Below are 5,630 nucleotides of genomic sequence, written 5' to 3'. Positions count from 1 at the left end.
GATCTTGAAATCGGCGGGCGCCGCCTTGGGCGCGAGCGTGGCCAGCGCTTGCGCAATCGTTTGGCGGCCGGCGATCGTTTGCAGGTTCCAGCTCAGCGCCAGCACGTCGCGCCAGAAGCTGTCGGCGAGGAAGAGGCGGTCCAGCGTGGAGGGATCGGGCCTGCCCAGTATACGCTCGAATTCATCGAGCCAGGCTTGCGCGGCGACGGAAATATCCTTCGTCCTGTCCAGCATGACGCGACCTCGTGGCCGTCTTCGCGGCGTTTCCTCGCGAGCATGATCCGGAAAGTGTGCGGCAGTTTTCCGAAGAGATCACGCTCCAATCATGGAGGTCGAGGCTATCTGGTTTCCTTGGCACCCAAAAGCCGATTACCCCAGCAGCGAGAGCATGTGCCCCTGCTCAGGCGGAATGCGCCCCTTTAGCGTCTCGAGATAAATCCGCTGCACCGCCGCCGGCCCGCGGCTCTCGACCACGGTGAGGCATCTCTCCAAAAGAGGCGCGAAGCCCGACCAAGCCGCGCCAAAACGCTGCTCGACGCCGCCGGGCCCCCAGTCCTTGGCGCGCTTGCGGATCTGGTCCGGTGCGAAGAACCAGCGCGGCTTTGCCCCGGGCAGGGTGCCTTCGTCGGCATCGGTCGCCCGATGCGTCAAACCGACGCGCACGGAGCACTTCATCTGGTCGCGGAAATGCTGATGCAGCTCGGCCCGCAACGCGCTGCTGCCGGCCATGTCGACGAAAGCGACCGGCGCATCCGTCGGCAGCGCGTGGACGCGATCATAGGTGACGACCTCGTCGTAACAGGGCAGCGAGCCGACGAAGCCGGCATTGCCCGCGGACGTGAGTCCAATCACCTTGCGGCCGCGCGTATGCAGCAGATGAGCGAGCCCGAACGCGGTCTTGCTGGAGGCGCTGGAGAGCAGCACAGCGCGTGCGCCAAAATCCTCGTTCTCGGCAAGGAAGTCGTCGACCAGGAACGACAGCATGAACAATGGCCGCAGCAGCGCCTGAAGGTCGCCCTGGTGTCCGGCAAAGGCGGGATCGCCGGTGACGCGGGAATAGAGATTGTAGACCGGCGAGACCTGCTTGCGATGCTCGGCGCCGTCGCGAAGCGCGCGCTTGCTGACGTCCGCAGCCTCGATGACGAGATGCGTCGCCATCGGGAAATAGCCGAACAACCGCTCGCCCACGGCCACGCCTGGATGTTTCGAGGCAATGACCTCGCCAAATCCCCACACCGGGATGTTGCCGAAGCCCTCCGGCGCCGGAAAGATCTGCCAATATTTCAGCTCGTCGCCCATCACGGCATAGGTGATGTTGTTGGCGGTCAGCGCGAAGCGCTCGACCTTCACCAGCAGTGCGTCCTGCGGCAGCGCGGCTGCATCCGGAATGACGGTCTCGATCAGCTTGAATTGCTCGAGATCGTTGCGCGCAACGACGAAGTCGGTCGATGTCATGGTGAAGCCTTCGGCTTTTTCCGTGCCGGGATCTTGTCTTTCAGCCGCGGATGCTTTGCAACAGCAACATAGTTTTAAACGCCGTTTGTGGGCTAACTTCCAGGTTCAGTCCGGTTTCTGGTCCGCCCAGTAGGGATCGCGCAGCTTGCGCTTGAAGATCTTTCCGGTCGCCTCGCGCGGCAGGGCGTCCATGAACCGGACCTCTTTCGGCACCTTGAAGTTGGCCAGCCGCTCGCGCAGCCAGCCCTGCACGGACGCCGCGGACAGAAGGACGCCCGTCTCCGGCTCGATGCAGGCGCACAGCCGCTCACCATATTCGGCGTCGGGAATGCCGAACACGGCGCAATCGCGCACGCCGGGCATCGCGATCAGCACGTTCTCGATCTCGGCGGGGTAGATGTTGACGCCGCCTGATATCACCATGTCGCGTTTGCGGTCGCACAGGAACAGGTAACCGTCCTCGTCGAGATAGCCGACGTCGCCCACGCTGACGAGACCGTCGCGCCCCGCCTCGGCGCGCGCCTGCGCCTTGCCGTGATAGTCGAAATCGGGCACCGCCGTCTGGCGCATGTAGATTTCGCCGACCTCGTTGGCACCACAGAGGCTGCCGTCCTCGCGAAAAATCCTGACGATGCCGCCGTCGATGGCGCGGCCGACCGTGCCGGGCTTCTTCAAGGCCTCCTGCGCGGAGTGCCAGACCGGGATGCCGGTCTCGGTCGAGCCGAAATATTCATTGATCACCGGTCCCCACCACTCGATCATCGCCTTTTTCACGTCGGGCGGACAGGGCGCGGCGCCGTGCACGACGAAACGCAGCGAGGAGAGATCGTAGCGCTGCCGAGCCGCCTCGGGCAGTCGGAGCAGGCGTACGAACATGGTCGGCACCATGTGGATGTGCGTCACGCCGTGACGCTCGATCAGCGCAAGCAGCTCCTCCGCGTCGAACCGCGGCTGCAGGATGATGGTGCAGCCGTTGCGGAATGCCATCATGCCGTAGGAATGCGGCGCCGAATGATACATCGGTCCGTTGATCAGCACGACCTGGTCCTCGCGCGGCTTGATGCCGTAGGCGATCGCGCCGACGCGTTCGGAAGCGACCGCCTGCTCGGGTTGCATCGGCATGCGCCGCACGCCCTTCGGCATGCCCGTGGTCCCCGAGGTGTAGATCATCGCCGCCGCTCGGCGCGGCGGCTCCTGGGTTTCCGGATGCCCATCGCGCCAGCGGTCCCAATCCGTCAATCCCGCCGGGACCTCGGTCAGATCAGGAGGAATTGCGAAGGTCGCCGCGAGCTCGGGCGGCGTCGCGACGACGAGAAGGTGGATATCCGCCGGCACGCCGTCGCGGATCTGCGGCAGCAGATCGGCATGGCAGACCAGGATCTTGGCGCCGCTATCGGTCAGGATGTAACGGACTTCCTCGGCCTTGAGATGCCAGTTGATAGGCACCACCGGGCTGCCCAATGCGGCCGCGGCCGCGACCACCTCGAACAGGGCGAAATCATTGCGCAGCATCATGGCAACCGGCGCGCCTTCGGCAAGGCCGAGGGCGCGAAGCCCGCTCGCGGCGCGTTTGATGCGCGCCTGGATCGCGTCATAGCCGATCAGGCGTTCGCCGCTGATGATCATGATCTGTCCTTATTCCGCTCGCGTCAGCGATCATCCAGCACGTCGCCGAATCCCACCCAGCTCTTGCCGTTGAAGCGCCGGAGCTGAAGCTGCTGGAACGGCAAATAGTCGTCGGAGCCGGTGCTCACACTCATGCCCGGCAGCAGCAGCGGCAACTTCACCTCTTTCAGCGAAGCGGCCTGGCGCATGATGTTGTCGCGGCTGAAATCATCCTTGCACGCCTTCAGCACCGCCATCAGCAGCGTCGCGTAATGGTATCCAGCCGCGTAGTTGGAATTGGAGAGATCCGCATTCGGCATGTATTGCTTCATGAAGGCGAAAAATTCCTTCGCGCCTGGATCGCTGGCCCATTGCGGGTCCATCGTGTCCTTCTGGTTGCTCGACGAGATCAGGCCGACCGCATTGTCGAGGCCAGCGGGCTCGAGGAACGAGATCGACGACGCTGACGTCGGTACGAACAGCAGGTCAGGCTTCCAGCCGATCTCAGCCACGCCCTTGATCATCTGCGAGGTGAACTTGCCGAGTACGACGCCGAACAGAACATCGGCGCCCGATGCCTTCAGGGTCGAGAGTTGCGAACTGATCGTCGGCGCGCTGGTCTCGTAGGTCTGCTCCGCGATGATCATGCTGGCGGCCTTGTCGCCGAGCGCGCGCTTGAAGCCGGCGACATAGTCGCGGCCGAAATCATCGTTCTGGGACAGGATGGCGATCTTGGCGCCGGGCTTGGTGCGCAGCACGTGCTTGGCGTAGACCACGCCTTCGGACTCGTAGGCGGCCATGCCGGGCATGGTCCACGGATATTTCTGCGGATCGGCCCATTTCGTCGCGCCCGAGAGCATGAACAGCTGCGGCACCTTCTTGCCGTTGAGGTACCGATGCACCGCGCTGTTGGTGGCTGTGCCGAGCGAGCCGAACATCATCAGCACCTCGTCCTGCTCCACCAGCTTGCGGGTCTGCTCGACCGTCTTCGGCGGCGAATAGGCATCGTCCAGCGTGATGAACTTGACCTTACGGCCGTTGATGCCGCCTTCGGCATTGACCTTCTCGAAGAAGGCCTCCTGCGCCCGCCCGATCGCGCCGAAGCCGGAGACGGGGCCGCTATAGGGCAGGGTCTGTCCGATGCGGATCTCGTCGCTGCCTCCGGCATCGGCGCTGCCGACGGCGAGCGTCAGCAGCGACATGCCGATCAATGCGGCTGCTAGCTTCATGGTGTCCTCCCGTTTTTTCTTGTCGGTCCAATCCTGTCGTTGGACCGCGTCGTCAGGCGCTCGCGCGCATCAGGAAGTCCTGGCGGGCCTGATCGAACTCAGCTTTCAACCGGTCGACCAGGTCGGAGACGGGCGGCGCGTCGGCGATCTGGCCGATGCCCTGGCCGCATCCCCAGATGTCGCGCCACGCCTTGGATTTCATGTTGCCCCCGGAGCCGAAGTTCATCTTGGTCTTGTCGGCGACCGGCAGATTGGCCGGATCGAGGCCCGCGGCGGCGATGGAAGGGCCGAGATAGTTGCCGTGCACGCCGGTGAACAGGTTCGTGTAGACGATGTCGTGCGCGGCGTGTTGCGTCAGCGCGGACTTATAGCCTTCGTCGGCGTTGGCTTCCCGTGTCGCGATGAAGCGCGTGCCCATATAGGCGAGGTCGGCGCCCAGCGTCAGCGCCGAGGCGATGCCAAAACCGTCGCTGATCGCGCCCGACAGCAGGATCGCGCCGTCAAACCATTGCTTGACCTCGCGCACCAGCGCGAAGGGCGAGAGCGTGCCGGCATGACCGCCCGCACCGGCGCAGACCAGGATCAGGCCATCAACGCCCTGCTCGGCGGCTTTTCGCGCATGCTTGACGTTGATGACGTCGTGGAACACCAGTCCGCCATAGGAATGCGCGGCCTCGACGAGCTCTGCCGGCGGCCGCAGCGAGGTGATTATGATGGGCGCCTTGTGCTTTACGCACGTCTCCATGTCCTTCATCAGCCGGTCATTGGAGGCATGGCAGATCTGGTTGACCGCGTAGGGTGCGACCTTCTTGCCGGGATTGCGAGATTTGTATTCGCCGAGCTCGTCCTCGATACGGCTCAGCCATTCGTCGAGCTTCTCGACCGGACGGGCGTTGAGCGCGGGAAAGGAGCCGACGACGCCCGCCTTGCACTGGGCGATCACCAGCTCCGGTCCGGAGACGATGAAGAGCGGCGAGCCGACGACCGGCAGCTCCAGGGAATTCTTGAGCAAGGCGGGCAGTGCCATCCGATCCCTCCTGATAATGCGCGCCGGCGGCCTGCTGGCCGATGGTCGAGCGTTTCCATGTCGATTGTCGCGCCGGCAGCGTGTCCGCCTGCGGTTTGATCTCACTATAGGGTTGGACGGCGGGCGGGGCATGGTTCAATATTGAACATGTGCTTATTCAGCTTTGAACGGAGCTGCCGGTGGATTGGGACCTCTGCAAGACCTTCGTCGCGGTGGCGGATACCGGCAGCTTTACCGCCGCGGCGCGGCGGCTGCACGCCAGTCATCCGACCGTCAGCCGCAAGATCGCGGCGCTGGAGGCGCAGCTCGGCACC

The 5,630-nt window shown here is 64.2% G+C and carries 5 protein-coding genes and 1 pseudogene; 1 reads left to right on the top strand and 5 read right to left on the bottom strand.

What is annotated here, in order from left to right:
• The 5 genes and pseudogenes from MOV75_RS25570 to MOV75_RS25550 form a co-directional block, all read right to left on the bottom strand.
• Window positions 1-234, bottom strand: a pseudogene (locus MOV75_RS25570) (monooxygenase); the annotation flags it as partial.
• Between the two features lie 135 nt (window positions 235-369).
• The gene (locus MOV75_RS25565) at window positions 370-1,455 is read right to left on the bottom strand and encodes a DUF2855 family protein (protein WP_246925959.1); all 1,086 of its coding nucleotides are present in this window, start codon (window positions 1,453-1,455) and stop codon (window positions 370-372) included.
• Window positions 1,456-1,560: 105 nt separating this feature from the next.
• Window positions 1,561-3,081, bottom strand: a complete 1,521-nt coding sequence (locus MOV75_RS25560; RefSeq protein ID WP_246925957.1) for an acyl-CoA synthetase — start codon at window positions 3,079-3,081, stop codon at window positions 1,561-1,563.
• Window positions 3,082-3,104: 23 nt separating this feature from the next.
• Window positions 3,105-4,289 carry an ABC transporter substrate-binding protein gene (locus MOV75_RS25555; RefSeq protein WP_246925955.1) on the bottom strand — a complete coding sequence of 395 codons (1,185 nt, stop codon included), beginning with the start codon at window positions 4,287-4,289 and terminating at the stop codon, window positions 3,105-3,107.
• Between the two features lie 52 nt (window positions 4,290-4,341).
• Window positions 4,342-5,316 carry a nitronate monooxygenase family protein gene (locus tag MOV75_RS25550; RefSeq protein ID WP_247006809.1) on the bottom strand — a complete coding sequence of 325 codons (975 nt, stop codon included), beginning with the start codon at window positions 5,314-5,316 and terminating at the stop codon, window positions 4,342-4,344.
• A 179-nt stretch (window positions 5,317-5,495) separates the two neighbouring features.
• Between MOV75_RS25550 and MOV75_RS25545 the strand changes: the two genes are divergently transcribed.
• Window positions 5,496-5,630 (top strand): LysR family transcriptional regulator (locus MOV75_RS25545; RefSeq protein ID WP_247006810.1); only part of this gene is annotated, 135 nt, incomplete at its 3' end.

The sequence above is a fragment of the Bradyrhizobium sp. PRIMUS42 genome (assembly GCF_023006515.1).
Lineage (GTDB): Bacteria > Pseudomonadota > Alphaproteobacteria > Rhizobiales > Xanthobacteraceae > Bradyrhizobium.
The sequence above is the reverse complement of the archived record's forward strand: the minus strand, read 5'-3'. Positions and strand labels throughout refer to the sequence as shown.